Here is a 26,222-nt window from a genome sequence, read left to right as displayed (position 1 = left end):
TACTGGACAAACAAAACGGCGCTAGCTGGCAACGCCTTTTCAGCCCTTGGCTAAGCTCTATTTATGATGGTCAATAACGGGCTATCGGTCGTTGAGCATCCATGGATTACGCCATCTGTTTTCAGTGCCAGCAGCACTCAGAGCGGCTGCATTACTTTCGCTCCTGCTGCTGTGCTGTTGCGTTCCCGTAATGTATACGCCCGAACCCGAAATCACGGTCAACGCTCAGCCCTACCCCCAGCAGTATGACTACTACCTTTCCGCACCCGAACCGGACTTTCATCTTCGCCTTGCCAACCTTCTGACAAAGCAGTTTCCTCAGATACATATTCGGGACAGTTCGCTGTTTCTGTACTCGCTCGTAGACCAACAGCACGGCCGTTTTATGGAGGTCTGGAAGCGTTATCAGGAGTTTCAAAGCAGCCCCGTATTGTCCGTTAACTATCTGCTGTACATAGATTATTACCTCGGTTACAACGGAAGTTGTGACATCTATATTCTGGCCTATCCCTGCAGCCAGGAAGCAGGGGTGAGCATCAGGATCATAGAGATGAAGACCGGGAACCTGGTTACAGAGCTGATCCTTAAAGACGAATCTGGTGAAGTGATCATCGGCCCTCTTCTCATGGGGGTCATACTGATTCCAGAGAAGCAACAGGGCTTATTGGAGGCTGCAGCTGAGGAAGTTGGTAACACGTTAACCAGACTTCAGCCAGACGGAAACATCAATATTGTTTTGTTCTGAGGGTGATCTTCTCAAGGCGCATTTCAGAATAGGAATACTGGCAATACGATAAACGCTATGTTTACTTCAACGCCTGACCGCCATTCCACCCAGTAAACCCAACATGAAAATCGTCCTCTCGACCGCACTGGCGCTGATCGCCTTTGCTGGCAATTCGGTGCTGTGCCGCCTGGCGCTGGGTGGCGAAAGGATTGATGCCGCCAGTTTCACGGCGATTAGGCTGCTCTCCGGCATCGTCGTACTGCTGCTGATCGTCTCTTTAAGCCAAAGAAAAGGAACCCAGGTCAGCCGAGGCAGCTGGAAAGCGGCTCTTTTCCTGTTCCTGTATGCCATCACCTTTTCCTATGCCTATATGACACTGGATACAGGAACCGGCGCCCTGATCCTGTTTGGTGCCGTTCAGGTCTCGATGATGCTGTTCAGCTTTCTGTCCGGAGACCGGTTCAACCCCATCGAATGGCTGGGCCTGATAATGGCCTTTACCGGGTTTGTGTACCTGATGCTGCCCGGGGTGAGCGCACCGTCCTTGACCGGCTTCATCCTGATGTCCGTTGCCGGTATCGCCTGGGGCGCCTACACCCTTCTCGGCAGAGGAGCCAAAAACCCCCTCAGCGTAACCAACGACAATTTCCTACGCACACTGCCGTTTACCCTTGTCCTGCTTGCCCTGACATTGAACACCCAGCACCTTTCCTTTCAGGGCGTTCTTTTGGCGGTACTGTCCGGCGGAGTAATGTCAGGCATTGGCTACGCCCTCTGGTATATGGCCCTATCCGGCCTATCTGCCATCAGAGCCGCCATATTGCAGCTGCTGGTACCGATAATCGCCGCCTTAGGCGGCATCCTGTTTGCCGGTGAAACCCTCTCTGGGCGTCTTATGTTGTCTTCTTTAATGATACTGGGGGGAATATGGGCGGTGATATTGGGGAAACGGCGCCAGTCGTCGTAGAGGTAAGGCTTATCTATTAAGGTTGAGCGTTGGTAAAAGCTAACACTTTAAGCGTCAACAGACAGGTACCAGTTACCTTTTCAATCACTACACTTAGTAAGCTAAGCGGTACTGCTTTGCGTTAAAGAGGGAGCTATTATGGCAAAAGGTAGTCGCGCTCCTGCAAGCCCTTCCAGACCTGGTGGAAACTGGCCTAGTACAACTGGAAGGTCATCGGGAGGGGGGAGAGGAAACGCCCCACCAGCTAAAGGCAAATGATGTGCTGCTGTAAAGAAGGGGCCAACACTTGGCCCCTTTATTCTTCGAGGATCGAGCACCACAGACTGGAGTTTGGCTCCTCAGGTCAATGTACAGTTAACCCATCAATGACCCGCCTAGAACAGCCATTTCTTGATATCAGAAAAAGGGCTTCTCACTATCAGGACGACTTCTTGCCCATCATCGACTTAAGATCAGCAAAGGGGTTGTGGGTGGCCACATCGCGCTTAAGATCTTCCCCCGCCTGCACGGTACTGCCGTATTGCGCAGCTTGAGTGTATTTCTCATGTTCGTTGTCATCACAGAATAGGCACCGCTACTCCCAGTTGGATCCATCAGAAGGATTGTTCTCATACCCCCACACCTAACCACTCGAATTCCACCCCCACACATTTTGTCTCTCAATACACACTCACAGTGCGCCTTCCAGCAAGGCCTCGATTCTATAAGTCGGAGTTGGTCAAGAGCCTGAGTCTTCCCACATCGATAAGTGGCTAGTCCACAGGTCGCCTGTGTCACTTACGGCAGTGCATCATCAAAAGTATTTGCCTCATCATTTCAATAATTTGCCTCTACAAAAGGTTGTTTACACCTGGAAAGAACTCTTTATGTTTTGTTGATCCAAAGATTCAATCCTCGACGAAGAGCAAATAAATCAAAGCATTGATTATGTTAATTGTTATAGGATTATGCTGCCACCTATGCATCAAACAGTTTATTAAGCATACAATCCTAAAACACTGGATTTCATACAAATCAATTTAATGGAAAGTTGAAGTTATTACCGTCCAGGTTTCAATACACTGAGCTATAGGTAATCAACTACAATTGGCTTTCCCGCTTGGTATTGAACATTCGGAGTCTAAGATGTCTATACGAAAACAGTGGCTGTGGGTTATTTTTATGTCTCAGGCACTTATGTCGCTCAACCTATCTGCAGATTCAGAAGATAACGGTAGTTTGACCATCAGCGCTGGTGAGGAAGTCACCATCGACGGCGGATACCTTGAGAATAATGTCATCGTTGATGGTGGGACACTGAAGTTGATAAATGGAGCCACATTAACTGGTAATGTGAGTGTAATAGAAGGTGGACAGATAAAAATTTCAAGTGCCTCGAACATTGACGGAAACATCGATATAAGTAGTGGAGATATAGAATCTTCCAATAGCAATATTTATGGCAATGTTTTAATACACGAATCTACTGTTTCCAACTTCAATCAAATGGACATTATTGGCAACATGTTGTTGAAAAACACATTGAATATTTCCATAGTAAACTCAACCACCAATGGTTCATTAGAAATTTCTGGTAATGGCGAGAGTGCCACCATTGCAAATAATATAATTTATGGGGATGTGAAGGTTGTTGGAATTCAAATATCTTTCACACAGCAAAATCATATTGATGGAAGCTTAAAGCTGATTACAAATGTTATCGCCATATCACTATTGGATAATGTGGCAGGATCTATAAGGTCCTCCGATAACGAACAGTCCTTTATTATCAATGGCTACGTGGGAAAGGACCTTTCCCTTATTGATAACTTTGACACATACGCTACAGACAATACAGTCATTGGCACTTTTAAAATAATTCCAGGTGAAGGAACTTGTTTGGAATCTGGCAACGTGCACGGAAAACTAAAAGGCGGCTGCAACTAAACTGGAGCACACTCTTAAATAGCAAAGGGCTCCTGATAAGACAGGGGCCCTTTGCTATTAGTATTGGGGGACAGAGCTACTTCTTGCCCATCATCGCCTTAAGATCAGCAAAAGGGTTGTGAGTGGCCACATCGCGCTTTAGATCTTCCCCCGCCTGCACGGTACTGCCATATTGTGCAGCCTGAGTGTATTTCTCATGTTCGTTGTCATGACAGAACAGGCACAGCAGCTCCCAGTTTGATCCATCAGAGGGATTGTTCTCATGGTTGTGGTCGATATGATGAACCGTCAACTCCCGCAGATTGGAGTACTGAAACTCGCGAGCGCAGCGGCCGCAAACCCATGGAAACAACTTCAATGCCTTGTCGCGGTAGCCCTGCTCCAGCGAGGCATAGTTTTTGGGGATGATGGCCATAAGGCCTCCGTCAATGCCGATTGAAAGCGCCATTATAGCCACTCCCGGTTCGATAAAGGGAGGCAAACGCCTCCCTCTTTCATTGCCACAACGCGCTGACGTGTGGATGTCCAAAAGCCAGGCGTCAAAAGCCAGCACGGAACAAACCGGCCATCTTCCGGAGTGCTTACATCACCTCAACCAAAAGCCGCTCAACAGACTCCAGCGCCGTTGTTAACCGGCTGACATCCTTGTAAATCTCGCCATCCCGGCCTGAGTGATGGCCATGTCCAAGCAGCTCAAGCTTTCTGATCTGGCCACTCTGACTCAGATCGATCTCCACCCCATACACCAAAGAGGGTTGAGCGCTGTAACCGTTGCCGGAATAGATGGGATCATCCGGGAAGCGGTCGTGACTGTAGTAGTCGTTGTAGTCAAAGGATTGGTTCATTTCGAACATCAGGCGCACTTTATTGTGGCCAGACGCCACGCCAGCAATCTGCGCTAAAAAGCTGGTGCCCATCGTAGCACCGGTTACCCCATCGGCGAGCACCTGATCGCCCGCTGGTACCAACCTGCCCGTCTCTGACCGTCGACCAAGGCGATGCAAAAACACCGGCAACGACTCCGGACGCTCTCGTTCCGATTTGGTCTCAGGTGCCTCCTCAAACTGGAACTCTCCGTTGGCCAGCCGGGTTGCCTGCATAAAGAAATCGTTTTTGCCGATCTTGTGTGTGGCATACAAGGCCTGGATAAACTCCCCCTCCAATGTTTCCAGCCAAAAGGCATAGGTAGGCCAGCGCCAGAAGGGGCCGCGACGCAGGTCCAGCTCCAACACGACGGGGGCCTCACTCCCCCCCAGGGTAATCCGCTCATAGCTTAACCGCTCCACTTCACCAGCCTGGCCGGCCCGAATCCGATTTCCCCACTCATAGACGGAAAGCAAAGGCTGGCTTTGACTGACACTGCCGAGGATCACTGCAAGCACCAATATCGACACGGTGGGAAGCACCCAACTTATCCGGCCCCCCTGGCGCCATCGCAACGCGTGCTTCAGGCCGGGAAAGTTGTTCTTCATATGCCAACCCACCGCCAGCATAAAGGTGAAGCCTGCCACCGTGTGCAGCAAGGCGGTGCTGACACTGTGTGCCTGCAGATACATCAGAATGGAGGTGACGCTCAAGGTAGAAAACAGCAATAGGACGGCGCAGCTGATCAGCGCCCGGGCCGGCAAGCGACCTTTGAGGTTTAACATGATATGGCTCTCAAATTGGGGAGCCGCCAGTGTGCAGCGAAACGGCAAGGGGGCCTTCAATAATGCCCTATAAAAATATCAAACCGTTGTTATTAAAGATTAAAACTGTAAGAGGCGCTGGGCGTTTTGCTCAGCTTCCTGCGCAGAGTCAGCATCGCCGGTCAGCCGCGACAACCGTGCCAGCTGGCGCCAACTCTCGGCCTGACCATACGGACAGGCGATGCGCTGATGATAAGCCAGAGCCTGCCGGAAGCCCTGCTCGGCCCCCTGCCAGTTTTCGTTCTCCAAGGCCTGTTGTGCTTCGAGCTCTGAGGCATAGGCCAAGTAAAGGCCATGGCGGTCCGGATCGGCATGCTGGCGCAGCCGTTGCAGACTGGCATCAAATGGAAGTTGCATCTGTACCTGGCTTTGCGCCCGGAGCAGATACAGTGCGGGCAGGTTCTCAACTGGCACTGGCTGGGTGAGCCAATCCGCCAACGTCGATGACACCAATTCTGCCTCTCCCAAAGCAAGCCTGGCTTGCGCCCAGAGTTGCAGAATGAGGGGGTGGCGGGGGGCAAGCTGCAGAGCGGCTTCAAACAGGGCAATGGCGGCGTCGTACTCCTGCCGTTGAAACGGCACCAATCCTTGCGCTAACAGGGCGTTGGCCAACTCCTGCTTATGGTCAATTCGAGGGTGGCTCGCTTCTGTGTGCAGGCGCGCAGCCAGCACATCCGCCAACTGATGCAGCAACGCCGGTACCGCATCGCCCCGCAGTATGTCCCGCTCCACAGAGTCGGGCCGATAAAGGCGGTAGCTGAGCTGGTAGTCCCCCACACTGCCAAACAGACTTGTGGCAACCACAGCCGAAAGCTTGGCACTGGCAAACAGGCGGGCTACGGCGTCATCCTCAAAGGGCGGCTCTGTCAGACCGTTTCGACTCAGCAGTGCCAGACTTTGATCCATGGGCAGGCGCGCTGTCAGCATCTGTCCCAGTTGATCCATCCCGCCGTAGCTGACCCAACGGTGATCCGCCCCCGTGGCGTGTACCTCGAAAGGCAATATCAGCACGGGGGACTCCGAGTCGTCCGTCTCGGGTGTTGCCAGGGGCCATAACCAGGGCACCAGCAGAGCCAGTAACACAAGCAGCACGGCAGGCCAGGCTTGGGGCCAACGGCGACGAGATTCGGGAGCTGAGGACTCACTCACGGGCAGCAACCAGATATAGCCCTTACGAGGCACCGTCTTGATCGCCTCCTTTCCGGCAAAAATCTTGCGGATCTCGGCAACCGACTGAAACAGCCCCTGCTCTTCTACCTGAACGTCATCCCAAACCGCCGTCAGCAGCTCGCTCTTGCTCTGCAACACCTGCGGCTTGGAAACCAGTTGCAGAAGCAACGCGCAGGTTTTGGGGCGAATCGACACCTGTTGTCCCGCTTTGCTCAGCGACAACGAACGGGCACACAGAGTGAATTCACCGATCCGGTAGCGCATATTCTCCATCCTCAGACTAAGACCACTTCCTGTAGTCGCCAGCTCATTCTAATAATGCCACTGTCCGAATTCATCCCATTGAAACAAAAGCAATCGCTGATAGCAGCGGCGTCAACGCGACCCGTTCATGATTAACAGCGGTAAGGAAGGGCAATGACCCAGCGCTGCCAGGCGGTATCCCGATGTCTAATGAGGTTGTCCCTGTTCTTAACCCACAAAAAAAGCGCCTGTCGGCGCCTTTTCTGTTCGTGATTCAGCCCGCCCCGGCGGGTCCGGATGCAGTGTCATCACCGTGGTCGGTCTTAGCCAGTTGAGCCATCTGAGCCTGGTATTGGTACACCTTGGCCAAAAACGCCTGTTTCTCGGCCTTTTCCACCGATGTCGCCATCGGGATGTTGGCGGTCATGGCGTTAACCGGACGTCCCCTGATGTGGAACTCATAGTGCAGGTGCGGCCCGGTCACACGACCGGTTGCGCCAATGGCTCCGATCTGCTGACCACGGGTCACGGTCTGGCCACGCTTCACATCGATGCGCGACATATGAAGGTAACGGGTGCGGTACTGACCGCCATGCTCAATCACCACGTATTTACCGGCGATGGGGTGATTCTCCACCCGGGTAATACGGCCATCACCCGCCGCCAGAATCGGCGTACCTGTCGGCGCGGCAAAGTCCGTACCGTTATGGGGCGCAACACGGCCGGTCACCGGGTGGCGACGATTGCCGTTAAAGTGGGAGCTCAGGCGGTACTTGCCCTTCACGGGCACTCGCATAAATGCGCGAGAGAGGCTGTTACCCTCATTGTCGTAGTAACTGCCGTCATCGTGCAGATACGCACTTTGCTCCCAGTTGCGGCCGGCAAAGATCACCGCCAGCAGGCGATCCTGGCCGGTGGCTTCCCCTTCGACATACTGCGCTTCACGCAGCACTCGAACCGTGTCGCCAGCACGAAGCTGACGGCGGAAATCCAATTTGTCTTTAAACAGGGTGGTGATGCGGGTGATCTCGGCCGGAGTCAGCCCCGCCCGCTCTGCAGAGAGGTAGAAGCTGCCATTGATCTCGGTGTCCACCGCGGAGGCGATCCAATCGCCGTCGAGACGCGTCTCCTCCACCGCGAAGCTGTCATCGCTCTGGCGTTCGTACACCACACGGTGGGCGACGTTAAACACCAACTCCAAACGGTTCAGAGCATGGGTATCCCGATCTTGCTCCAGGATCAGGTCATTGCCCGGCATCAGGGTATCCAGCGCCAGCACGGAGTAATCCGCTTCCAGCACCCGGTACATCTCGGCCTGACCAATACCGAAGCGGCTGAACAGACCACTAAGGGTATCGCCCTTGGCGATGGTGTAGTGATGTACCTCGGGGCCCAACGGCTCCACCACGGCCGGCTCTTCCACCTCGGGGGGATGAATAACCACTTCCGCCTGGTCCGGGGTTACGACCGCCACATTGGCCTCTTTATCCCAGCCAAACAGACGCGCCAGCCAGCCCGCTTTGGCATGGACTTCAGGTTCAGGGAGATGCGCCAGGTTCTCTTCCCCTTCCAGCTCGGCTTCAGCCACCCGCGGTTGAGCGGCTGAGTCAGTCTCCGCCGGGTCGAAATTGACGGTAACGTCGCTCTCGGACGCCTGCGCCAACTCAACCGGCTTCGTTTCTGGCTGAGCCGCTTCCACTTCGGGCTCGGATGCCGGCTGACGTTCGGGACGCTGTGGTGCCGCAGTAAAGGAGGGGGACTCCTCCGCTGGCGTGGCGCTTTGCCAATCCAGTTCAACGCGGTTTGAGGAGGCGGTCTTGCTGCCGGTAGAGGGCTCGCCGGAGGGTTTAATCAGGAACACGCCACCGACCAGCGCAGCAGCGGCGCAGGCCATCATAGAGGTGCGGCGGGAGGGCAGAATGGCGCGCAGCGCGCTGGCCACCGGATGCGGTTGTCCAAAGGGGCGAGCCTGCCGCGATGGCGCATAGGCCTGTCGCTTTTTCAGCTGATTTTGCAACCGTCGTTGGCGTCGCCGCATGGCATCCGCCTCCGACCCCTTGCCCCAAGATCGAAACACACCGCTACCTCACTACATAAAACGGCGTTCAACATGCGATTTTAGTAAGAGGATGTCAACTGATAGGACGGGGAGTTGGATCTCACCGACAATAACGGTTCATCGATTGCCATTCAGGCGAACGAAATCTCCCCGCATCGCTCAAGGATGCACCAACCGGGCTTCCCCATTGATTTCCTGCGCACTTCGGGTGATAAGATGAGGGTTTTTAAAACCCGGCGGATCTGCCCCTTCTGTGGTCCCGGCCCCCTTCCAGTCGTTTCGGGCCAAGCGGATCCCCGCCACTGCTATCAGGCTTGCAAAAAAATAGGCTATGTCGACCCTTAAGCGCATCATTCTGATCGCGACCCACCTGCCCGGTGAGGTCGAACTGAAACTGGACGGCCACACCAACATCTGTGGTACCAACGCCTCCGGTAAAACCACACTGCAACGTCTGGTGCCGGTCTTTTATGGCGAATACCCCAGCCGGGTCGTGCCCGCCACCCGGGACAGCTTTGAGCGCTGGTACCTGCCTACCGATGCCAGCTACATCATCTACGAATACGAACGCCCCTGTGGCGCCCTGGCGCAAACCGTGCTCTCCTCCGCCGGCGACGGTAAAGGGGTGCAGTACCGTTTTGTCGACAAGGGCTTCGACATGGAGGACTACATTAAGTCCCGTCAGGACGACAAGGTGGTCTGCCACACCAGCGGCGAGATGCGTAAGGTGTTCCGTGATCAGGGGGTCGCGGTTTCCAACCAGATCACCTCGGTAAAAGAATACCGGGCGATCATCCAGAACGACCGTGGCCTGATGAACGCCGCCTCCAACAGCCGCGAACTGCGCGACTGCGCCGCCCGGTTTGCCCTGTGTGAGCCCAACGCCTCCCTCCGCCATATGGAGAAGCTGGTTCGCGCCGTGCACTCTAAAGAGGGCAAAATGGAGACCATCCGTCAGATGGTGGCCGCCATTCTTGAGGAGGATGGCGTGGAAACCCCGCAGACCCGACTCAATGCCAACCGCGTTGATGAGTGGATCCGCGAAAGCCAGCTGGTGCAGCACTTTGAACAGACCCGCCCGCAGTTTGCCAAACTGGAGCAGCGCTATGACGCGTTCCTGATGTGCGAACAGGAGTTGGCTGGCCTCAAGGCAGGCTTCGGCAGCGACAAAATCCTGCTTGAGGAGGCGATTGAAGCCCATCAGCGGGAACGTCGCGAGTGCCTGGCCCAGTTGGAAGAGGCGGTGCGCGAGTTTGAGGCCCAGAGCAGCGAACTGAAGGACAAACGGGCAGACGCTCGTTCCGACGCCAACAGCTACGAGCAGCGACTGGAGCAGATCGAAGATGAACACCAGAACTGGCTGGAGATGGACATTGAGTCCGCCGCCCGGGACCTGGAACGCATCGGCCAATGGCGCGCCGACCTGCAGGATCTGCGCGAGCGTCACACCCTGCTGACCGAAAAACACTCCGATATTGAGGCCACCTACACTCAGCACCGCGGCCAGATCGAAGTACGCAATAATGCGGCCATCGAATCCCTGCGTGAACGCCAGGATCAGGCCCGCAGCCAGCAGGCGGATCTGCAGCGCCAGCAGCAGAACGAGATCCGCGCCCTTGAGGACGGTTTCCGCAACCAGAGCCAGGCTGCCGAGCAGCGCCACCAGTCTGAACTGAAAACCCTTGAGCTGGAGCAACAGCGTCTTCAACTGGCCTGCGACAGCGCCGGTTACAGCACCGACGAGCGCCGTCAGTTGGAGCTGCTGGAAGCCCGCATTGATGAAGCCTATCAGCAGCAGCAAAGTGCCGAGCAGGTGCTTGACCAGCACCGTGAAGAGGAACAGCGTCAGCGGCAGGCCCGTCAGGGCCTTCAGGAGCAGCTCAGACAGCTGCGTCAGCGCCAGACCCAGTGTCAGGCCGACTACGACGCCATCGACGAGCTGCGTTTCCCGAAAGACCACTCCCTGTTGAAGTTTCTACGTCAGGAGAAACCGGACTGGATCCACACCATCGGTAAAGTGATCCGCCCGGAACTGCTGAAGCGTGGCGATCTGAAACCCGCCCTTGGCAACGATGAGCCGGTGCTGTTTGGCGTCGAGCTGGAGCTGGGCAATCTGGACGCGCCGGAATACGCGCAGAATGAGCAGCAACTGGAACAGCGTGCGGAGCTGGCCCGTCAGGCGCTGGAGTTGTGCCGCAATGAACAGAGCCAGTTGGAAGCGCGCATCGAAGCACAGCAGTCCGAGCTTCAGGCTGCCAGCGAAGCGGTTATCCGTGCTCAGACCCAATACCAGAGCGCCAAGAGCCAGCACGCTCGTCTGCTGGATGAGAAAAAGCAGCTGACCCACGCTCTGCGCGCCGCGATTGCCGAGCGCAAGCTGGCGTCTGAAAAGCAGCTCAAGGCCGTACAGGCGGAGCTGAAAAAGCTGGTAAGCGAGTACGAAGGCTTTGTGGAGGACCTCAAAGCCCAGCAGATTGAAGCCCGAATGGATAAAGAGGCGTTCTGGCAGGAGCGTCTGGGCAATGTTGAAGAGCAGCTAACCCAGCTCTCCGGCGAACTGGCCAACCGTCGCGCTCAGAAGAGCGAGGAACTGGCCGAGTGTGAACGCTGGTACCAGGCGGAGCTGAAAGAGCGCGGCGTCGATGACAGCCAGATCCTGGCCCTGAAAGAGCAGATCCACGATCTGGACCAGAAGATTGGTCGTACCGAATCGATGCGAGACAAGGTGGCCAACTACCAGATCTGGTTTAAGGGCCCCTTCAGCCTTGAGCAGCCCCAATTGCAGGACAAGCTGGCGGTCGCCCAGCGTGAGATTCTGGAGCTGGATCAGGTACTGGCTAAACTGCAGCGCGAGCACAAGGTCCTCTGTGACGAGCTGAAAGCGTCCCAAAAGCAGGCAGAACAGTCCCTGACCCGCGCCAACGAGCAACTTGAGCAACTGAAGCAGCTGCTGTCGGCGCTGACCAAGCTCGCTCTGGCGGCTCAACCCAAGGCCGACAATTACGCTGCCGCGCCGCTGGATGAACGCCTACGTGATGCTCAGGAGAAGCTTCAGGCCCGGGAGCAGCACCTTTCTGTCATCAAACAGCAGGTGGAGCACTTCGACAGCCTGATTGGCCAGAAAGCTGGCCCGGAACTGGCCGCCAACTGGGAGCAGTGGCGCAGCGACTGCCTCAGCACCCCGGACAACGAACTCGGTGTCGCCAAGCTGGATCATATGAAGCTGGTGCCTCATCTGCAGTACATGATGAACCACCTGCTGCCCTCCCGTATGGAGGTGCTGCGCACCACCGGCCAGACCTTCGGTAAGGAGCTGGAGAGCTACTACCACGTTCTGGCTGACATCGATAAGCGGATCGGCACACAGTCCGCCCGCATCACCCGCGAAGTGGGTGAAGAGCTGTTCCTGGACGGCGTTTCCGGCTCCGAGGTGAAGATCCGCTCCCGCATCAGTGAGCTGGAGTTCTGGGACGAGCTGACTGCCTTTATTCAGAGCCACCAGCAGTGGCAGGCACAGGGCTTTGCGGGTCTGCCCGGCGAGGAGTACGCCCAGCGTCTGCGCCGCGCCCTTGAAGTGATTGGCCGCGCTGCACTGTCCGGCAGCATCGCCAAACTGCTGGAGATTGAGCTGCGTCTGCGGGAGGGGAATTCTGACCTGATCATCCGCACCGACCGTCAACTGAATGAATCCTCCAGTCACGGCATGGCGTACCTGATCCTCTGTAAGTTCCTGCTGGCCTTCACCCGCCTGCTTCGGGGCAATGCGGGCACCATCATTCACTGGCCCATTGATGAGCTGGGTACCCTGCACCACGGTAACGTGAAGAAGATCTTCGACGCCTGTGAAAACAACCGGATTGCCGTGCTTGGGGCGTTCCCCAACCCGGAATCCGAGGTGCTGGCCCTGTTCCAAAACCGCTACATCATCAATAAGACCACCCGCCAGCTGCAGGTGGTGCAACCCAAAGTCAGCCCCATCGCGGAGCGCCTGAAAGCCCGCGCCATGCAGGAGGAGCTCACCGCATGAGAAGCGAAACCGGTCGTGTTATTGAAAGCCTGCTGCGTGGTGAGTTCATCTGCAAAATCAGCGACGAAGCCGCTTGGGAACTGCTTGCCAATGAGAGCAAGCGCCAACAGGTGAATGACCACCTGGCCGTGTTGAACCGGAGCGTCAGCAGCGCTGCCGGGGAGACCGTGTTCTACGCCAGCTATCAGGACCTGGGCGAGCCGGAACGTGAGCACCTGGGCCAGCAGTTTCAGGAAGTGGTGCAGTCGCTTCAACCTCTGGTGCATTGGATGGTTCTGGTGCAGGAAGCAGGCTCCGGTGACGAACCGCTGGCCCAGGGCGTCCGGGTGCGCCTCAATGAGCTGCAAACCACCATCGAAGACGTTCCTGCGCTCTCTGAGCAGTTGGCGAAGATCGCCCGTTTCCGTCTGTTCAACTCCACCTCCACCAGCGTTGAGGGTCAGCTTAAGCAGATCTTTAAGCGCCTGTGCGAGATGGGATACCTGGTACGCCCCAACGCGGAGAAGCAGATCTACCAGGCCACCGGCAAAGTGGAATATCTGTACGAGGTGCTGCGTTTTATCGACGAGACCGAATCCCTGGCGCTTGAGCAGAAAGCGGAAGTGATGAAGCAGGAGACCCTGTTGTGAGCGATCATCTGCACGACGCAGGCAAACGCTTTCTGAGTCTGCTCAGTCGTCACTCCGCGTTGGTGATGGACACCTACGTGGCGGGCACGGCTGAAGTTAACGAAGAGAACGCCAAGGCGATCGATAAGCTGGTCCAGAACGGCATTCTCAAGCGCAGCGAACCGGATGAGCCGCTGCGCCTCGCCCGCCCGGTTCGTCAGATGCTGGAAGAGGCGCTCAAAGATGAGCGCAACCGACAGGTGGACGCCAACATCGGCTCAGCGCTGGCGACCATGAAAACCCTGGCGGGTCATTACAAGGAAGCGCTGCACCTGCACGACTACCCAGCAGCGGATGTCCATCTGCAGGAACTGCAGGAGCTGGTGTTTGGCCTGAAAGAGAGCCTGCGCTACTCGACCCGCAGCCTCTGGTCCCGGATCAACAATGAGTTCGGCTACGTCGGCACCATTGAGGCCAAGATCCGGGAAAACCGGTTGGCTCAGGAACAGGTGATCGAACTGCTGGCCAGTTTGGAGCTGTTCCGCTTTGACGAACTGGCGGAACTGGCCGGCGACGCCCGTGAGCTACGCCGCTTGTTGGTGGTTGGCCTGCAACACACGCTGGTGGATTGCACCCAGGAGATGGCGGTGGTGCAGAGTCGCCTGCTGGCCTTGCTGGGACGCTTCCGCGAGATCCAGGGGCGTACCCGGTTGCTCAAAGGCTTCCTGCTGCACTGCGAACAGCACCCGGATTACCGGGTTGGGCCCCATCTGGATCGGGTTCATGTCCCCTCCCTGTTCACCCAGGCGGAGGCGATTCTTGCTCCCGCAGCGGTAGACATCACTCAGGCGGACGAAGAGCAGGTGTTGTTGGAGCTGGTTGCCCAGATCCGACGGCCGGAGCGGGACGCGGCTGCCGCCCGTCTGGCCCATGGCGAAGCGTTTGAGCTGACTCAGGCTGAGGATTACACCCTGAGTGACGATGGTCTCAAACAGGATGTGGATCGCTTCTACTGCGCGGCGATCGATCGCGCCGAGCCCCTGTCTGCTCTGGAATACCTGAAGCACAACGCGCTGGATTGGCCACAGGAAGCCTGGCTGTACCAGGTGATTGGCGCCTTCGACAGCCTGCCCAAGGAACATCAGGACTGCTTTGCGCTGGATCCCTCTCTGGTGGATCACCCGATTTTCAGCGGTAACAAGTACATTCAGGACGTTCGGGTAGCGCTGCGTTAAGGGTTATCAGCAACAATAAAAAAGCCGGCTTGAAGCCGGCTTTGTTGTGTCGGTTCTATTCCGGTTTGCTCACCAAAAGATGGGTGTATCGACCCAGGTCCCGATAGTGCGGACGCTCGCAGTAGGCCAGTTCCAGTTCAATCAGACGCTCCAAATCCGTGCGCTGCAGGGATTTGTCTCTCAGGTAGTCGTGGATCACCCTAACGCCGCACTGATGCTCGACTCTCAGCCCCAGCGCCTCCAGCCACAGGATCACATCCTCGTTCTTCAACGGAGAATGAGGCACCATTCGTACCCGTCGGGTCTTGCGGCTGGTCATCGCCTCCCCAAGGTTATCGAAGTTGCCCGCCACCAGGTTGTGGAACTCCGCGCCCAAATGGTTAAAGAACGCCAGAGAGAGTACGCCACCGGGTGCCAGGCACTGAGCCAGAGCCGCCAAGACCGCCTGCGGCTCGTTGGACCACTCCAATACTGCATGGCAAACCACACCCATAAAGGGCTGTTCAATCTGCTCGGGCAACGCCTGAATCGGCCCCTGAAGGTAGTCAAACAGGTCCGCCAGGCCACTCTCCTCTGCCCTGCCGCGCGCCATCGTCAGCATCTCGCCAGAGAGATCGTTCAGCAGCACAGGAAAACCGGCGTCCGCCATACGGCGCGCCATCTGGCCCTGCCCGCCGCCGGCATCCAGGATCGGGCTTTGCTCGCTCAAGCGCGGCAGAAAGCGCTGCTGCAGTTGGTGCCACAGTACCGCTTCGCGGACCTGTCCCTTGCTGGTGCCATAAATGTTGTCCGCAAACTTGCGGGCTCGGCCGTCAAAGTTGGTGTCGTTCACTCAACGCTCCTCAATCACACGGAACCATTGTCGCATAAGGCGATGCAATTGAACTCAAGCGTCTGCCCAAACGACGAAAACTCCACCGCGCCCCTTGCCTGTGTCGCACACTGGGCCTAAAATCCGCCCTCTTTCCTCCCTTCCCGGACCCGAGCACCATGGTCGCCAAAGTCATCCTGAAAAAATCCCGAGAGAAATCCCTGCTGCGCCGTCACCCTTGGGTGTTTTCCAATGGCATCGAGCGGGTTGAAGGCCACGCAGAGCTGGGCGACACCGTCGAGGTCTACGCCAAGGATGGACGATGGCTGGGCCGTGGTGCCTACTCACCGCAAAGTCAGATCCGGGTTCGTATCTGGACGTTCGACAAGAACGAAGCGGTCGACGAGGCGTTTTTTGCCCGCCGTGTGGCACGTGCCCAAGCCGGCCGCGAGTTTCTGATCGAGCGTGATGGCCTGACCGGCTATCGTCTGGTTGCCGGCGAGTCTGATGGCCTGCCGGGCATCACCATCGACCGTTTTGCCGATGTGCTGGTGTGCCAGCTGCTGAGCGCCGGTGCTGAAATGCATCGTGACACTCTGGTCAAAGTGCTGGTGGACCAGTTCCCCACTTGCGCCATCTATGAGCGCTCCGACGTGGACGTGCGGAAGAAAGAGGGTCTGAAGCCGGTTTCCGGGCTGCTGCACGGCACCCTGCCCGCTCAGCCGATGGTGTTTGAAGAGAATGGCGTCAAACTGCTGGTGGATGTGGAGCATGGCCACAAAACCGGCGCCTATCTGGACCAGCGTGACAACCGTCTGGCCGCCAGCCGCTATGTCAAAGATCAACGGGTACTGAACTGCTTCAGCTACTCCGGCGGATTTGGCACCTACGCTCTCAAGGCCGGTGCAGCTGAAGTGGTGAATGTCGACGTGTCCGCGCCGGCTCTCGCTCTGGCTCAGCAGAGTGCGGAGATCAATGGTCTGGACCTGTCCCGCCTGAACAATGTGGAAGCGGACGTTTTCAAGCTGCTGCGCCAGTACCGCGATGAAGGTGAGCAGTTTGATGTGATCATTCTGGATCCGCCGAAGTTCGCCGACAACAAGGCTCAGCTGCCCGGCGCCTGCCGCGGCTACAAGGACATCAACCTGGTGGCTATGCAGTGCCTGAAACCCGGTGGCATCCTGTTGACCTACTCCTGCTCCGGATTGATGGACGCCGCGCTGTTCCAGAAGATCGTCGCTGACGCGGCACTGGATGCGGGCCGGGATGCCCAAATTATTGAAAAACTGACCCAAGCCTCTGACCACCCCATTGGCTCGGCCTACCCGGAAGGTTTCTACCTCAAGGGCCTCGCTTTGCGAGTCTGGTAAGAAAAAAAGCGCCCCCAGGGGCGCTTTTTCTGTAAAAGAATTCAATTAACGATGTATCCCCGGTTCAAGGGTGTTATAGTGCAGTGTGTTTGGCGAAAGCCTGACATGCGCAACAATTTGATACTGAACACTTCGCTCCATCGCTTTACTGCTAAAGTCATGTTGTCTGAAGCGCTCAAGCCCGATTCAGCTGCTACGCTGTACTTCGGGCACAAATTGCGTGTTTTAATTTTTGTATATTCAGGAGACATCATGTCCAAAGCAACTGGTACCGTGAAGTGGTTTAACGACGACAAAGGTTTCGGCTTCATCACTCAAGACAACGGCGGCGCTGACGTATTCGTTCACTTCCGTGCTATTTCTGGTGACGGCTTCAAATCTCTGGCTGAAGGTCAGCAGGTATCTTTCGATATCGAGCAAGGCCCGAAAGGCCCGCAAGCTGCTAACGTAACCAAGATCTAATTGGTTGCTTAAAAGCTAGAAAAGGCGCCCGATGGGCGCCTTTTTGTTATCTCCTCAGCGGCACATCACTTCTCGTCGGGAAGCTCGACATCCACCAGGTACTGGCCCTGTAGCCAGTTTCTTCCAATCAGCAGCTTATAGGTCATCGGGCCCCGCTCTTTGAGCGTGACCAGCACCCTCCGCTCTTTGTCCTGCTCACCCACATGCAGCCAGACCACATAGCGATCCTCACTGCCCTGGGAGTTTCGAATGTGCAGCACATCCGCAATCTCCGCTTCAATGGTGGCTTGGGTACCCGACTCGTTCGCGGTATCAAAACGGATGGTCTTACCGATGTTGTCGTCCCAGTCCTCGACTTCCCCTCCGACAACCTCCATGTTCTCAGCATGGATGGAGGTTTTGGAAGCACCGGTATCGATTCGGGCCAGGTAGCTGAGATCCGCCTCAACCACGTTCAACCGCGCAACCGGGCCAATAATCGCCTTCTCTGCTGCAAAGGTCGCACTGGCCAAAGGCAGCAGTGCCATCAGCAGGACGGCTTTCCAGTATCGTTTCACCATGGGTCTGGTGTCCTCTTCTGGTCGATGAATGTCCGTCGAAATTCTAGCTTAACCGGCTGAACAGAAAGCAAATCAATCCCACAATAACGAAAGAACCAGCCGTAGCTGGTTCTCTCTGTCAGTGGATGCGGTTCTGAACCGCCTGGGCCCTGTGATAACTTCCCGCCATGGCAACGCCCAGTTCAGCGCTTGGCAGGGTCAGTTCCATCTTTTCGTTGTAGAACTCAAACACCTCGGCCATCAGCTCTGCCAGTGGCACGTTTTCCTCGTCCGAGACCTGAACCGCAATGCCCAGGTCGAACGCCACCGCCATGTTGCAGTCCCCCAGCGCCTCCAGACTGTCTGTATCCAGACTCGTCAACATGCAGAGCCACATAGTAGCCACCAGATGACTGGGCAGGTTTTCCTCGTTTTCCGTACCAGACTGACTGCCAAAGGGGCCGATCGCTAACTTCGTTTCCATACTGTCTTTCATTGACCCTCCCTTCCCGGATTATTCACCGGCGCACACTTGTTGTAATGGCGTTATGCCTTTGTGGTGCTCTTTCACCCTACACCACGAAATCGGCCAAAGATAGTGCGTTTTACCTCCACTCCCGAGTGCTTCCGCGGCCGACGCTGGCACGGTTCGCCGCCACACAGTAGACTTAGCGCCACCCTCACCTCGAATTCGAAACTATGCTGTTCATCTCCGATATCCACGGTGTCCTGCCGGCGCTGGATCGCGCGCTTGAACTGGGTGAACGCCTCGGTTACCAGCAACTGATTGTTCTGGGCGATATTCTTAATCACGGCCCCCGCAATCCGGTGCTGCCGGGTTACGCGCCCGCCAACGTCGCCGAGCGGCTCAATGAGTTTGCCGACCGAATTGTTGCGGTACGGGGAAACTGCGACAGTGAAGTGGACCAGATGCTCTGCCACTTTCCTCTGATGGCGGAGTACAACTGGCTGATCATCGAAGGTCGCCGCCTCTGTCTGACGCACGGACACCGCATCAACCCCGATGCGCTGCCGCCACTCAGAAAGGGGGACGGAATCGCCTATGGCCATACCCACGTGCCAGTTGCCCAATGGCAGGAGGGCATCCTCCACTTTAATCCCGGCTCAGTAACACTGGGCAAAGGGGGCCATGGCGAGAGCCTGGGTCACTTTGATGGTGAGCGGTTTCGGGTATTGGATCTCAACGGAAAGGAGTTGGTCAGCACGACATGGAAGCCACAATGACTCTCGATAAACTGATGGCCGAACTGCCGGTCTTCTCAGAAAAAGCCAGCCAGTTGGCTGACCGCCTGGGCCTGCTTCGCGCGGGCCTGGTAGCCGACCACGTGGCATTGCGAATCACCGAACGGGCGGATGCGGAGGCGATGCGCGATGCGTTTTTGCAGCGCGGCACCCTGCTCTCCGATAAGGAGATCAATGGACGTCCCATTCTGCTGATTCAGCTGGATACGCCGATACAGGTTGGCCCCTGGGCCATCGACTTGGTGGAATTGCCCTTCCCTGATGGCAAAAAGCGTCGGGATGGCTGGGAGCACGTTGAACTGGTTCTGCCCTGTGACGCCACCGACAAGCATCAGATGCTGGAGGTGGTAAAGCAGATCCCGGCGATGATCGCCAAGTGGCCTGTGCTCAAGGACGGCAGCCTGGGCATTGAGATCAAAACCAGCTGCCCCAAAGGGGAAGGTGAACCACTGCCCAACCCCACCGTGGCCTTCCGCCACGAAGGGGTGACAATCAAAGTTCACCCCCACGATATGCGCGACGTACTGGGTCTGCGTCAGCCCGACGCGACGGCATGATCCAGCCGTTCCAGAGCCGCCTCGAGGGTGGCTCTGGGACAGCCAAAGTTCAATCGGGCAAAACCAGACGGAGCCGAAAACTCACTGCCATCAGACAGCCCGAGCCCAAACGATTCGAGCACCCTGCCCGGCTTGTCCCAGCCCTTGCCACGACAATCCAGCCACGCCAGATAGGTCGCATCCGGCCGCACCAGTGTTATCCCCTCCATCCCGGCTATCCGCTGCTCCAGCAGCGCCAGATTGCCCCGAAGATAGTCGAGCATCGCTTCCAGCCAGGGTTCACCATAACGATACGCCGCCTCCGCTGCCGCCATCGCCACCACGTTGCCCGCAGGCACATTGCCTCTTAACGTGCTTTTTAGTTGCCTGCGCATCTCTGTACAGGGCACTACTGCAAGCGCAAAGGGCAATCCGGCAAGATTGAACGCCTTACCGGGAGAGATCAGGGTGATCACCCGCTCAGAGATCTCCGGACAGAGCTTTGCCAGAGGGCGATGACGCGCCCCCTTTTCCAGCAGAATGTCGCCGTGGATGTCATCGGAGATCACCCATAACCGATGACGCTGGATTCGTGCTGCCAAAGCCCGGCACGCCGCTTCATCAAAACGGCTGCCAATCGGATTATGAGGGTTGCTCAGCAGCAAAGTATTGGCGCCAGATGCGATGGCACGGTCCAGACTGGCAAGGTCCCACTGGCCGGATGAATCCAACGGGAATGGGGTCGCGGGTAAGGCCTGGTTTTCGGCCACCTGAGCCAGAGGATGGTAAAGGGGTTGAGGCCAGGTCAGATGAACCGGGCCTCGACTCGCCAACGCCCGAACCGCAAAGTTGGCGCCGGGGATGACCGCAGGCAACGCCACAAAGTGGGATTTCGACACATCCCAGTCCCAGCGGCGAGCCAGCCACTCCTGAGCGGCGTCCAGCAGGCTCTGAGGCACGGCAGCATAGCCAAACACACCATGACGGGCCCGGGCTTCAATCGCCTCTTGAATCGGCTCGGCAACGGCAAAGTCCATATCCGCGACCCACAGGGGCAACACATCCCTGTCGCGGAACCGGCCCCACTTGATGGAGTCACTGCTGCGGCGGTCGATGACCCGATCAAAATCCCATTCCATTGTCGCTCCTTAATCGAACCCGATCGCGCTCACGCTTTAAAACCGGCTCCGCCTTCTCTTTTGATCCGGATCATAAGCCCTTGTAGCAGAGTGAGCTAGGGTGGCAACAGTGCATTAACAAGAAGGAGTTGCCCCATGTCTCATTGGATTGACCTGATCATGGAAAGCCCGGTTGGCTGGATGTCTATGCTGGTTATCCTGGCCACCTGCGGTATCGTTGGCTACATCATCTGGATGTTCTGGACCAAGTCCGCCCAACCCGAGCAGTGATCACTTTGCTGGCATCGGGCCAACCAGTAATGCGGGATCCAACCGCTCCTGATGCCAGTTAAGCCGCCAGTCAAGATGGGGGCCAGTCACTCGACCTGTGGCCCCAACCTCCGCAACCACCTCGCCCTGCTTCACTGCCGTTCCCGGCTCCACCAACAGCTTGTGAAGGTGAATAAAGGTGGAACTCACGCCAAAACCGTGGTCGATGATCAGCGTGCCCCCTGAATAGAACATATCGGGCACTGCCAGCGTAATGACGCCATCAGCGGGCGCGACCACTGGCGTACCGGTCGGTGCCGCCACATCCACGCCAAAGTGGGGGTTTCGTGGCTCGCCGTTGTAGATCCGCTGGCTGCCGTACACCCCGGTAATCGGGCCATGGAGAGGCCAAACAAACGCCTGCTGCCAGTCGGTTCGGGTATCGAAATGCTCCCTGGCTTCACGGGTCTGCCTCGCGTCCTCCTGAGCCCGGGCCACATCTTCCGGACGGGGCTTCATAATGCGCTGGGCGATCCCCTCAATGCGCTGGATTTTGTATTCGCGCTGACTCAGTACCAGCGGGTAGTCCGACTTGTCACCATCGTTAAAGTGCAGCGTTAACGAATGCTCCAACGGTGCATCCCGACCAAACCCCATAACAAACTGACCATCCTGGGTCACCGGCAGCGGCTGACCGTTCAGCCACACCTGTGTACCAGGCAGAGTCTGGCCCCGGATCAGGCTGCCCTGAGTCAACTCACCACTCAATGAAAACCGCTCAACTTCTGCACCCAGCAGGGAAAAGCTAATGAAAAACAGCGTACTCAGCCAGGTTCGGCGTACCATGAATATCCCCTCTCGAATGGGCTTTAAACGCATTTGAGGCTATTATAGGGCGCGACGATAACCTCACAATAAGATAGAAGTACCCATGACTAGCACTCTGATCACCAATGCCGAGATTTTGAACGAAGGGATCCGTCAACAGGGCGACCTCTTGATCCGTAATGGCCGGATCGAGCAGATCGGAGGCCAGATCAGCGCGCCCGCAGACGCAAAGGTAGTGGATGCACAAGGCAAGCTGCTGATCCCAGGCATGATTGACGACCAGGTTCACTTCCGTGAGCCGGGCCTGACCCAAAAAGGCAGCATGGCCACTGAATCCCGTGCCGCTGTTGCCGGTGGCATCACCAGCTTTATGGAGATGCCCAATGTAAATCCCCAAACCACGAACGCCGAAGCGCTGGAAGCCAAATATCGCCGTGCTGCTGAAGTTTCCGTGGCCAACTACGCCTTCTATCTCGGTGCCACCAACGACAACCTCGAAGAGATCAAGGCGCTGGATCCGAACGCTGCCTGTGGTGTGAAGGTGTTTATGGGGGCCTCTACCGGCAACATGCTGGTGGACAAGGAGGAGATCCTGGACGGCATCTTCGCCAACGCCCCGACCCCCATCGCCACCCACTGTGAAGACACTCCGACCATCGCGGCGCTCGAAGAGGCCGCCCGCGCCAAATATGGTGAAGCGGTACCGATGAAGCTGCACGGTGAGATCCGTTCCCGCGAAGCGTGCATCAAGTCTACCGAGATGGCGATCGCGCTGGCGAAAAAGCACGGCAGTCGTCTTCACGTACTGCACATCTCCACCGCGGATGAACTGGCGCTGTTCGAAGCGGGCAAGTCTCTGGATAGCCTGGGGCGGGCCAACATCACCGCAGAAGCCTGTGTGCATCACCTCTACTACTCCGATGCGGACTACGACCGCCTGGGAGCCCAGATTAAGTGCAACCCCTCCATCAAGACGGAGCGCGACCGTCGTGCCATTCTGGATGCTGTTCGCCGTGATGTGATCGACATCATCGCCACAGACCACGCACCGCACACCTGGGAAGAGAAGCAGGGCACCTACTTCAAGGCCCCTTCCGGTGTTCCCCTGGTTCAGCACGCTCTGCTCTCCCTGTTTGAGCATTACCACAATGGCGACCTGACTCTGGACACCATCGTCCAGAAAACCAGTCACGCCGTGGTGGAGCGCTTTAACCTGAAGGATCGCGGCTATCTGCGCGAAGGCTACTTTGCCGACCTGGTGCTGGTGGATCTGAACCGCCCCTACACCGTGACCAAGGACAACCTGCTCTACAAGTGTCAATGGTCACCGTTTGAGGGCAACACCCTGCGTTCCACCATCGCTGGCACCTGGGTGAACGGCCACCACGCGTATGACGGCAACTTTGCCACGACTGAGGTTCTGGGCCAGCGCCTTGCCTTTAACCGCTAAGCGTTTCCAGTGAACCAGTGAAAAGAAAGGCGCCCCTCAGGGCGCCTTTCTTCTTGTGGACTCTGCACGGTCAAACCAGTGCGAGTGCGTTTCTTCCAGCATCTGCTTGTAGGTGTCTCCCACCGGGATCCGGGTCAGATGCAGAAACAGTTCCACCCGGCCATTACGTTTGCGTCGGGCACCCTGAACCCTGTCAGGATTAACCAGGTAGGAACGGTGCACCTGAACCAGCTCTTTATGCATGTAGCGGTGCACCATCTTTAAAGGCATCGACAACAGTTCCGTTTTGCTGGTGTCGGCCCAAACCACCTCGCAGTATTGATTGGCCCCAACCAGGTACAGAATGCGGTGTCGCTGCTCATGCAGTCGACCAAGATAGCCAGCCTGTTGCAGATTCGGGAACGATTGCCGACACGCCACCTGGGTGAGCTTTAACGCCTCAAAGCGGCTGTGGATCCAGTCAACCTGTGGCTGCACCGTCTCAAAATGGACCAGAATGGCGCAATGAGGCACCGTCTGCCAACAGAACTCTATCGCCTGGGAGCGCGGTGTTTTTCGGCTTTCCGTGTTGCCAGGCAGCAGAAACTCGATGCGGGACACGTCCAGCCAGCGACTCACCAGATCAGAACACAGACGCGCTTGCTCTGCGGGTTGATGAGTGCGTATCAACTGAGCTTCAAGCGCGCTCAGTTCATACTCGAACCGACGTTCAATGCCCTGTACCGCCAGCGCCCATATCAGAGGCGTCTGGCTGGCATCCGGGGAGCCTGGCACGCGAATCAACTGATTGACCGGCAGCCGCTTCTCCGCCACCAGATTATCCAGGGTCGTGGTGAAATCCTGATTCCCGCTGGATTCCACCAGCAGCACCAACACCTCATTCAGGTCCTCACCGGCAACACACTGAGCCAGGGTCTCGGCGTCATTGATGTGTTGGCACGGCCAGTATGACTCCAAACCGTAGAGGTGAGTCTGCTCACCCACCAGCCAAACGGTAATAGGCGCTTGCCGAAATGCTCGCTGCGGCCACTGCCACAGGCTCGAAGCTTCATACAGGTTATGGGCCAATATGCTCATAGGTTTATGATCCCCTCCAGATCGGGCCCGGCGTCAGCGCCGGGGCGGTCGCTAGGACGAATGAGATGAGATCGCCTCAATTCGCACCTTTGGCGGCAAAAGTTATTGTTGGTGTTGCCGCACGGTTTCGTTGTTTCGCGCCCGAAAAAGCGAATTCGCTCTTCGCTAAAACACCCAAACTGCCGGGGAACGTCTTTAACCCCCATCACTTCGAGCTAACTGAGGTCTCATTAAAACAGAATGCCGCCCAACTGGCGGCAGTGAGGAGGTATCCCAATTGTATTTATGCGGCACAAAGTGAGCATAGATGAAGAAACCGGAATATCAGTGGGTTGCTTTAAAGTCCTCCAACTGAGTTAAACGTGCTTCGCTGTCAGGATGGCTCATCAACCACTCCCCCAATGCGCTTTCCTGCTTCAGCACCTGGAAGACACGCTCGGCCCCATCCACGTGTCCGTAGTAGCGCCACAGGGTTTCCATCGCCCGCCGGTCCGCTTCCAGCTCCTGTTGACGGCTGAAGCCCAGACTGGTTGCCGATACGGCAAGATGCACCAGTTGGCTGTCGTTACCCATCATCACTGCAGCACCAAGCGCCAGAAGGCTTTGACCAAGCAGCGACTCAATCACATCCCGGTGGCGGACATGAGCGGCCTCATGGGCCAGGACAAAGGCCAGAGCGACCTCGTTATCCAACTCTTCAACCAATCCCTGATAGATCATCAACTCTCCGCCCGGACCTGCCATGGCGTTAAGCGTATCGCCCTCGACCACGCTCAAACGTACCGACATCCCCTCGGGCAGAGGATCGGCGCGCAATAACTGGTCCAGCAACGCCTTTACCGGCTCACTTTCCGCCTTGGCTACCTCGGATTCCGGCCAGTCAAAACGGAGATGTGACTCCCAGGAAAAGGGGATATGGCGGGCCAGACTGTGGCCCGCAAACATCAGCATTGCGGCCAGCCCGACAACGAGCAGCAGAGCGGCAAGTCCGAGCCAGATAAACTCCGCTAAAGGGTGTGAATCGGAGACATTGTTCTCCGGTACCGGTCGATTTTCAAAGCGCGCCATGGCTTGGGATCACTGCGGTGCCGTAGGCATAGACCTCCACCGAAACCTGCTGATTCCGTGCGCCTTTGCTGATCGACGCCGTTTCGAGGCGAACATTGAAAATCGCCGAAGCGCCCATCGCCTCAGCCTCTCGCTTCATCCGAAGAATCGACTCACGGCGGGCACGCTCAACCAAGGATTCATAAGCGGTTACCCGACCGCCAAACAGGTTTCTGAGCGAGGCTGCCATCCTCTTGAAGTAATCCACAGCGATCACCGTATTGCCTCCAACCAGTTGGACTTCACAGGGCTGAAACGCCTCGGGGATCGCTTTGTCTGAGAACAGCAATATCGACTGAAGCTGCGATTCGCCCTCTCGTAACGAACGGAAATGGCTCTGTTCTGCATGACGACCAAACAGGTAGCCGACCACCAGCAGAGTCAGGGTAATGACAAGCGCTTCCATTGCCCTACTCCACGACGACGGCGGTGCCGTAAGCGAACAGCTCTGCGGCACCGGCGGTAACCGAGGAGGTTGAGAAGCGCACGTTGATCACCGCATTGGCACCAATCGCCTGTGCCTGCTCCATCATCCTGCCGATCGCCTCTTCGCGCGCTTCCGTCAGCAGTTCGGTATAGCCCTTAAGCTCACCACCGACGATGTTCTTCAGTCCGGCCATAAAGTCCCGGCCGACGTGCTTGGCCCGAACCGTATTGCCCTGCACCAGCCCCAGGTGCTGAACAATGGCTTTCCCCGGGATGGTTTCAATATTGGTGATGATCAGTTCCACTTCTGCTGCC

General features: G+C 56.9%; 25 protein-coding genes and 1 pseudogene. 12 read left to right on the top strand and 14 right to left on the bottom strand.

Going from position 1 to position 26,222, the window contains the following annotated elements; all coding sequences use genetic code 11:
• Positions 1 to 190 precede the first annotated feature (190 nt).
• A complete protein-coding gene (locus tag KUV52_RS11975) occupies positions 191 to 745 on the top strand; it encodes a hypothetical protein (RefSeq protein WP_222526165.1) in 555 nt (184 codons plus the stop codon).
• A 103-nt stretch (positions 746 to 848) separates the two neighbouring features.
• Positions 849 to 1,694, top strand: coding sequence for a DMT family transporter (locus tag KUV52_RS11970; RefSeq protein ID WP_222526164.1), 846 nt, complete (start codon positions 849 to 851; stop codon positions 1,692 to 1,694).
• 418 nt (positions 1,695 to 2,112) lie between these two features.
• On the opposite strand, the pseudogene KUV52_RS18890 reads toward KUV52_RS11970, so the two are convergent.
• Positions 2,113 to 2,307 (bottom strand): annotated as a pseudogene (locus KUV52_RS18890) (HNH endonuclease); the annotation flags it as partial.
• A 512-nt stretch (positions 2,308 to 2,819) separates the two neighbouring features.
• Between KUV52_RS18890 and KUV52_RS11965 the strand changes: the two are divergent.
• Positions 2,820 to 3,620 carry a hypothetical protein gene (locus tag KUV52_RS11965; RefSeq protein WP_222526163.1) on the top strand — a complete coding sequence of 267 codons (801 nt, stop codon included), beginning with the start codon at positions 2,820 to 2,822 and terminating at the stop codon, positions 3,618 to 3,620.
• Positions 3,621 to 3,696: 76 nt separating this feature from the next.
• On the opposite strand, the gene KUV52_RS11960 is transcribed toward KUV52_RS11965, so the two are convergent.
• From KUV52_RS11960 to KUV52_RS11945, 4 genes are all read right to left on the bottom strand, one after another.
• Positions 3,697 to 4,035, bottom strand: a complete 339-nt coding sequence (locus KUV52_RS11960; RefSeq protein ID WP_222526162.1) for a YajD family HNH nuclease — start codon at positions 4,033 to 4,035, stop codon at positions 3,697 to 3,699.
• Positions 4,036 to 4,201: 166 nt separating this feature from the next.
• Positions 4,202 to 5,269 carry a DUF4405 domain-containing protein gene (locus KUV52_RS11955; protein ID WP_222526161.1) on the bottom strand — a complete coding sequence of 356 codons (1,068 nt, stop codon included), beginning with the start codon at positions 5,267 to 5,269 and terminating at the stop codon, positions 4,202 to 4,204.
• A 99-nt stretch (positions 5,270 to 5,368) separates the two neighbouring features.
• Positions 5,369 to 6,742 carry a winged helix-turn-helix domain-containing protein gene (locus KUV52_RS11950; protein ID WP_222526160.1) on the bottom strand — a complete coding sequence of 458 codons (1,374 nt, stop codon included), beginning with the start codon at positions 6,740 to 6,742 and terminating at the stop codon, positions 5,369 to 5,371.
• Positions 6,743 to 6,995: 253 nt separating this feature from the next.
• Positions 6,996 to 8,759, bottom strand: a complete 1,764-nt coding sequence (locus KUV52_RS11945; RefSeq protein ID WP_222526159.1) for a peptidoglycan DD-metalloendopeptidase family protein — start codon at positions 8,757 to 8,759, stop codon at positions 6,996 to 6,998.
• Between the two features lie 352 nt (positions 8,760 to 9,111).
• Here KUV52_RS11945 and KUV52_RS11940 point away from each other — a divergent pair, with 352 nt between their 5' ends.
• From KUV52_RS11940 to KUV52_RS11930, 3 genes are read left to right on the top strand one after another with little or no spacing between them, the layout of a single operon-like run.
• On the top strand, positions 9,112 to 12,807 hold the full coding sequence (locus KUV52_RS11940) for an ATP-binding protein (protein ID WP_222526158.1): 3,696 nt from the start codon (positions 9,112 to 9,114) through the stop codon (positions 12,805 to 12,807).
• A complete protein-coding gene (locus tag KUV52_RS11935; protein ID WP_222526157.1) occupies positions 12,804 to 13,436 on the top strand; it encodes a condensin complex protein MksE in 633 nt (210 codons plus the stop codon). Before KUV52_RS11940 ends, KUV52_RS11935 begins: the two co-directional genes overlap by 4 nt.
• The gene (locus KUV52_RS11930) at positions 13,433 to 14,650 is read left to right on the top strand and encodes a phosphoenolpyruvate carboxylase (protein ID WP_222526156.1); all 1,218 of its coding nucleotides are present in this window, start codon (positions 13,433 to 13,435) and stop codon (positions 14,648 to 14,650) included. The genes KUV52_RS11935 and KUV52_RS11930 overlap by 4 nt, the downstream gene beginning before the upstream one ends.
• A gap of 55 nt (positions 14,651 to 14,705) precedes the next feature.
• Here the strand turns inward: KUV52_RS11930 and KUV52_RS11925 are convergent, their stop codons facing one another.
• Positions 14,706 to 15,482 carry a methyltransferase domain-containing protein gene (locus KUV52_RS11925; RefSeq protein WP_222526155.1) on the bottom strand — a complete coding sequence of 259 codons (777 nt, stop codon included), beginning with the start codon at positions 15,480 to 15,482 and terminating at the stop codon, positions 14,706 to 14,708.
• 158 nt (positions 15,483 to 15,640) lie between these two features.
• Here KUV52_RS11925 and KUV52_RS11920 point away from each other — a divergent pair, with 158 nt between their 5' ends.
• Both KUV52_RS11920 and KUV52_RS11915 read left to right on the top strand, forming a co-directional pair.
• Positions 15,641 to 16,831, top strand: a complete 1,191-nt coding sequence (locus KUV52_RS11920) for a class I SAM-dependent methyltransferase (protein ID WP_222526154.1) — start codon at positions 15,641 to 15,643, stop codon at positions 16,829 to 16,831.
• A gap of 252 nt (positions 16,832 to 17,083) precedes the next feature.
• Entirely contained in the window at positions 17,084 to 17,293 is a 210-nt protein-coding gene (locus KUV52_RS11915) for a cold-shock protein (RefSeq protein WP_222526839.1), read from the top strand.
• A 65-nt stretch (positions 17,294 to 17,358) separates the two neighbouring features.
• Here KUV52_RS11915 and KUV52_RS11910 read toward each other — a convergent pair whose 3' ends face one another.
• Both KUV52_RS11910 and KUV52_RS11905 read right to left on the bottom strand, forming a co-directional pair.
• A complete protein-coding gene (locus tag KUV52_RS11910; RefSeq protein WP_222526153.1) occupies positions 17,359 to 17,853 on the bottom strand; it encodes an ATP-dependent zinc protease in 495 nt (164 codons plus the stop codon).
• A 118-nt stretch (positions 17,854 to 17,971) separates the two neighbouring features.
• Entirely contained in the window at positions 17,972 to 18,316 is a 345-nt protein-coding gene (locus KUV52_RS11905) for a hypothetical protein (RefSeq protein ID WP_222526152.1), read from the bottom strand.
• A 215-nt stretch (positions 18,317 to 18,531) separates the two neighbouring features.
• Here KUV52_RS11905 and yfcE point away from each other — a divergent pair, with 215 nt between their 5' ends.
• A complete protein-coding gene (yfcE, locus tag KUV52_RS11900) occupies positions 18,532 to 19,077 on the top strand; it encodes a phosphodiesterase (RefSeq protein WP_222526151.1) in 546 nt (181 codons plus the stop codon).
• Entirely contained in the window at positions 19,074 to 19,652 is a 579-nt protein-coding gene (locus KUV52_RS11895) for a VOC family protein (RefSeq protein ID WP_222526150.1), read from the top strand. Before yfcE ends, KUV52_RS11895 begins: the two co-directional genes overlap by 4 nt.
• Here the strand turns inward: KUV52_RS11895 and KUV52_RS11890 are convergent.
• Entirely contained in the window at positions 19,631 to 20,770 is a 1,140-nt protein-coding gene (locus KUV52_RS11890; protein WP_222526149.1) for a MalY/PatB family protein, read from the bottom strand. The two genes, KUV52_RS11895 and KUV52_RS11890, sit on opposite strands and share 22 nt — an antisense overlap.
• Positions 20,771 to 20,905: 135 nt before the next feature.
• Here KUV52_RS11890 and KUV52_RS11885 point away from each other — a divergent pair, with 135 nt between their 5' ends.
• A complete protein-coding gene (locus KUV52_RS11885) occupies positions 20,906 to 21,040 on the top strand; it encodes a DUF3149 domain-containing protein (RefSeq protein ID WP_222526148.1) in 135 nt (44 codons plus the stop codon).
• Here KUV52_RS11885 and KUV52_RS11880 read toward each other — a convergent pair whose 3' ends face one another.
• Entirely contained in the window at positions 21,041 to 21,865 is an 825-nt protein-coding gene (locus KUV52_RS11880) for a M23 family metallopeptidase (protein WP_222526147.1), read from the bottom strand. It lies immediately after the preceding gene.
• 85 nt (positions 21,866 to 21,950) lie between these two features.
• On the opposite strand from KUV52_RS11880, the gene KUV52_RS11875 reads away from it, so the two are divergent.
• Positions 21,951 to 23,297: a dihydroorotase gene (locus KUV52_RS11875; protein WP_222526146.1), complete on the top strand. Its 1,347-nt coding sequence runs from the start codon at positions 21,951 to 21,953 to the stop codon at positions 23,295 to 23,297.
• Between the two features lie 36 nt (positions 23,298 to 23,333).
• On the opposite strand, the gene KUV52_RS11870 is transcribed toward KUV52_RS11875, so the two are convergent.
• The 4 genes from KUV52_RS11870 to KUV52_RS11855 form a co-directional block, all read right to left on the bottom strand.
• Positions 23,334 to 24,374 (bottom strand): LytTR family DNA-binding domain-containing protein, encoded by a 1,041-nt coding sequence (locus KUV52_RS11870; RefSeq protein WP_222526145.1) that lies wholly within the window; start codon positions 24,372 to 24,374, stop codon positions 23,334 to 23,336.
• A 324-nt stretch (positions 24,375 to 24,698) separates the two neighbouring features.
• Entirely contained in the window at positions 24,699 to 25,442 is a 744-nt protein-coding gene (locus tag KUV52_RS11865; RefSeq protein WP_222526144.1) for a M48 family metallopeptidase, read from the bottom strand.
• Positions 25,429 to 25,887, bottom strand: coding sequence for a YbjQ family protein (locus KUV52_RS11860; protein ID WP_222526143.1), 459 nt, complete (start codon positions 25,885 to 25,887; stop codon positions 25,429 to 25,431). Before KUV52_RS11860 ends, KUV52_RS11865 begins: the two co-directional genes overlap by 14 nt.
• Before the next feature lie 4 nt (positions 25,888 to 25,891).
• Entirely contained in the window at positions 25,892 to 26,206 is a 315-nt protein-coding gene (locus KUV52_RS11855) for a YbjQ family protein (protein ID WP_222526838.1), read from the bottom strand.
• Positions 26,207 to 26,222: the final 16 nt, after the last annotated feature.

It is taken from the genome of Ferrimonas balearica (genome assembly GCF_019802055.1).
Lineage (GTDB): Bacteria > Pseudomonadota > Gammaproteobacteria > Enterobacterales > Shewanellaceae > Ferrimonas > Ferrimonas balearica_A.
The sequence above is the reverse complement of the archived record's forward strand: the minus strand, read 5'-3'. Positions and strand labels throughout refer to the sequence as shown.

What these genes read in the sequence shown, in the direction of transcription:
- KUV52_RS11915 (WP_222526839.1), top strand. Translation starts at nt 17,084, where the DNA reads ATGTCCAAAGCAACTGGTACCGTGAAGTGGTTTAACGACGACAAAGGT.
- KUV52_RS11890 (WP_222526149.1), bottom strand. Translation starts at nt 20,770, where the DNA reads ATGGAATGGGATTTTGATCGGGTCATCGACCGCCGCAGCAGTGACTCC.
- KUV52_RS11975 (WP_222526165.1), top strand. Translation starts at nt 191, where the DNA reads ATGTATACGCCCGAACCCGAAATCACGGTCAACGCTCAGCCCTACCCC.
- KUV52_RS11935 (WP_222526157.1), top strand. Translation starts at nt 12,804, where the DNA reads ATGAGAAGCGAAACCGGTCGTGTTATTGAAAGCCTGCTGCGTGGTGAG.
- KUV52_RS11910 (WP_222526153.1), bottom strand. Translation starts at nt 17,853, where the DNA reads ATGGTGAAACGATACTGGAAAGCCGTCCTGCTGATGGCACTGCTGCCT.
- KUV52_RS11895 (WP_222526150.1), top strand. Translation starts at nt 19,074, where the DNA reads ATGACTCTCGATAAACTGATGGCCGAACTGCCGGTCTTCTCAGAAAAA.
- yfcE (WP_222526151.1), top strand. Translation starts at nt 18,532, where the DNA reads ATGCTGTTCATCTCCGATATCCACGGTGTCCTGCCGGCGCTGGATCGC.
- KUV52_RS11860 (WP_222526143.1), bottom strand. Translation starts at nt 25,887, where the DNA reads ATGGAAGCGCTTGTCATTACCCTGACTCTGCTGGTGGTCGGCTACCTG.
- KUV52_RS11970 (WP_222526164.1), top strand. Translation starts at nt 849, where the DNA reads ATGAAAATCGTCCTCTCGACCGCACTGGCGCTGATCGCCTTTGCTGGC.
- KUV52_RS11885 (WP_222526148.1), top strand. Translation starts at nt 20,906, where the DNA reads ATGTCTCATTGGATTGACCTGATCATGGAAAGCCCGGTTGGCTGGATG.
- KUV52_RS11905 (WP_222526152.1), bottom strand. Translation starts at nt 18,316, where the DNA reads ATGGAAACGAAGTTAGCGATCGGCCCCTTTGGCAGTCAGTCTGGTACG.
- KUV52_RS11965 (WP_222526163.1), top strand. Translation starts at nt 2,820, where the DNA reads ATGTCTATACGAAAACAGTGGCTGTGGGTTATTTTTATGTCTCAGGCA.
- KUV52_RS11870 (WP_222526145.1), bottom strand. Translation starts at nt 24,374, where the DNA reads ATGAGCATATTGGCCCATAACCTGTATGAAGCTTCGAGCCTGTGGCAG.
- KUV52_RS11960 (WP_222526162.1), bottom strand. Translation starts at nt 4,035, where the DNA reads ATGGCCATCATCCCCAAAAACTATGCCTCGCTGGAGCAGGGCTACCGC.
- KUV52_RS11865 (WP_222526144.1), bottom strand. Translation starts at nt 25,442, where the DNA reads ATGGCGCGCTTTGAAAATCGACCGGTACCGGAGAACAATGTCTCCGAT.
- KUV52_RS11945 (WP_222526159.1), bottom strand. Translation starts at nt 8,759, where the DNA reads ATGCGGCGACGCCAACGACGGTTGCAAAATCAGCTGAAAAAGCGACAG.
- KUV52_RS11950 (WP_222526160.1), bottom strand. Translation starts at nt 6,742, where the DNA reads ATGCGCTACCGGATCGGTGAATTCACTCTGTGTGCCCGTTCGTTGTCG.
- KUV52_RS11880 (WP_222526147.1), bottom strand. Translation starts at nt 21,865, where the DNA reads ATGGTACGCCGAACCTGGCTGAGTACGCTGTTTTTCATTAGCTTTTCC.
- KUV52_RS11920 (WP_222526154.1), top strand. Translation starts at nt 15,641, where the DNA reads ATGGTCGCCAAAGTCATCCTGAAAAAATCCCGAGAGAAATCCCTGCTG.
- KUV52_RS11940 (WP_222526158.1), top strand. Translation starts at nt 9,112, where the DNA reads ATGTCGACCCTTAAGCGCATCATTCTGATCGCGACCCACCTGCCCGGT.
- KUV52_RS11955 (WP_222526161.1), bottom strand. Translation starts at nt 5,269, where the DNA reads ATGTTAAACCTCAAAGGTCGCTTGCCGGCCCGGGCGCTGATCAGCTGC.
- KUV52_RS11875 (WP_222526146.1), top strand. Translation starts at nt 21,951, where the DNA reads ATGACTAGCACTCTGATCACCAATGCCGAGATTTTGAACGAAGGGATC.